Here is a 1,794-nt window from a genome sequence, read left to right on the forward strand (position 1 = left end):
GCATTTCTCTTTTGGCGTCGTTCTCGAATTTCCATCTATTTAATTTGGGGTAGTCAGTTTTTGAATTTATTTAATCTTGGGTAAATTATACGCCACCTACCCGAGTCCCGATTCCCGAGTCCCGATCGATTTCAGTTATTCAATCAGCTGTCAGATCAAAGTCAGACGTACTTCAGCCCCGGAAGGAACCGAAATAAATAAAAAAGGGCGCTGCTTCTCAATTTGTGCAGCGCCACCTACCCGAGTCCCGTTTCCCGAGTCCCGATCGATTTCAGTTATTCAATCAGCTGTCAGATCAAAGCCAGACGTACTTCAGCCCCGGAAGTTTTATTTCCCCAGCAGTCCCTTCACGCAATTGAGTGCGGCATGGATGACCTGGTCCATATCGTAATATTTATATTCCCCCAGCCGGCCGCCGAAGGTGACTTTCTTTTCCCGGTCCGCCATATTTCTATAAGCTTTATAGAGTTTCCCGTTCTTATCATCGTTCACCGGATAGTAAGGCTCATCGCCCACCTTCCATTCGGAGGAGTATTCTCTGGAAATGACGGTTTTCGGGAGATCCTTTCCATCCGCATCCTTGCCGAATTCGAACCATTTATGTTCGATGATGCGGGTCCAGGGCGTTTCCCGGTCCGTGTAATTCACCGCTGCATTGCCCTGGAAATTCGGCTTGTCCAGCACTTCCGTTTCAAAGCGGACGCTTCTGTATTCCAGGGGCCCCAAATCATAGTGGAAATAGGCATCGATAGGACCTGTGTAAATCACATGATCTGCCTTCGCATCCAGTTCTTCCTTCATGCCCAGATAATCACAGTGAAGATGGACGTCGATCCCCTGAAGCATCTTTGCCACCATTTTCGTATACCCGCCCACCGGGATGCCCTGGTAAAGAGCATTGAAATAATTATTATCGAAAGTCAGGCGCACCGGCAGCCTTTTGATAATGAAAGCCGGCAGCTCCGTGCAGGGACGGCCCCACTGTTTTTCCGTGTACCCCTTGATGAGCTTTTCATAAATATCCGTACCCACCAGAGAAATCGCCTGCTCCTCCAGATTCTTCGGATTTGTAATTCCTGCCGCCTTCCGCTGCTCCTCAATCTTCTGCGCTGCTTCTTCAGGAGTCACGACTCCCCACATTTTATTGAACGTATACATATTGAAAGGCAGGGAATAGAGCTCCCCATGGTAATTGGCCACCGGGGAATTCGTGAAACGGTTGAAAGTCGCAAACCGCTGCACATATTTCCACACATCGGCCAGATTCGTATGGAAAATATGAGCCCCGTACTTGTGTACCTGGATCCCTTCGATGGCCTCCGTATACACATTGCCGCCGATATGGGCACGCTTATCCACCACCAGACATTTTTTGCCCGCATCCGTCAATTCCCGGGCGCACACAGCCCCGAAAAGCCCGGCCCCTACTATCAGATAATCGTATTTCATGGTCAATCTCCTTTACTCATACAACATACCATTATTATCATAGCATAAAATGAATAAAACGGGGATTAGAAATAGAGCTCCCATATAAGTTCCCAGTTCCGAGTTTCCCATCAGGGACTAAAAGACCTGAAACTTTGAAATAACAGTTGTCTTCGAAACCCCGAATCGATCGGGATTCGGGACTCGGGAAGGTGCGCCGCAAAAAATTGGTGTGCCTTCGTCAAGTAGGAGAATGAAATATAATAAAATTTTTTCGACCAAAATGCCCTGGCAGGGCCTTGACTGAACCTGAGCAAAATGATGTCTGCTAGAGAAGGGCTTCAAGCCATAGGGCTTAGAATTCTA

At 47.9% G+C, this 1,794-nt stretch carries 1 protein-coding gene; it reads right to left on the minus strand.

The window, feature by feature from the left end:
* Positions 1-327: 327 nt before the first annotated feature.
* Entirely contained in the window at positions 328-1,449 is a 1,122-nt protein-coding gene (glf, locus tag VZT47_RS10195) for a UDP-galactopyranose mutase (protein ID WP_330224851.1), read from the minus strand.
* Between the last annotated feature and the right edge of the window lie 345 nt (positions 1,450-1,794).

It is taken from the genome of Dialister sp. (assembly GCF_036343215.1).
Taxonomy (GTDB): domain Bacteria; phylum Bacillota; class Negativicutes; order Veillonellales; family Dialisteraceae; genus Dialister.

Coding starts and splice junctions, on each gene's coding strand:
- glf (WP_330224851.1), bottom strand. CDS start 1,449: ATGAAATACGATTATCTGATAGTAGGGGCCGGGCTTTTCGGGGCTGTG.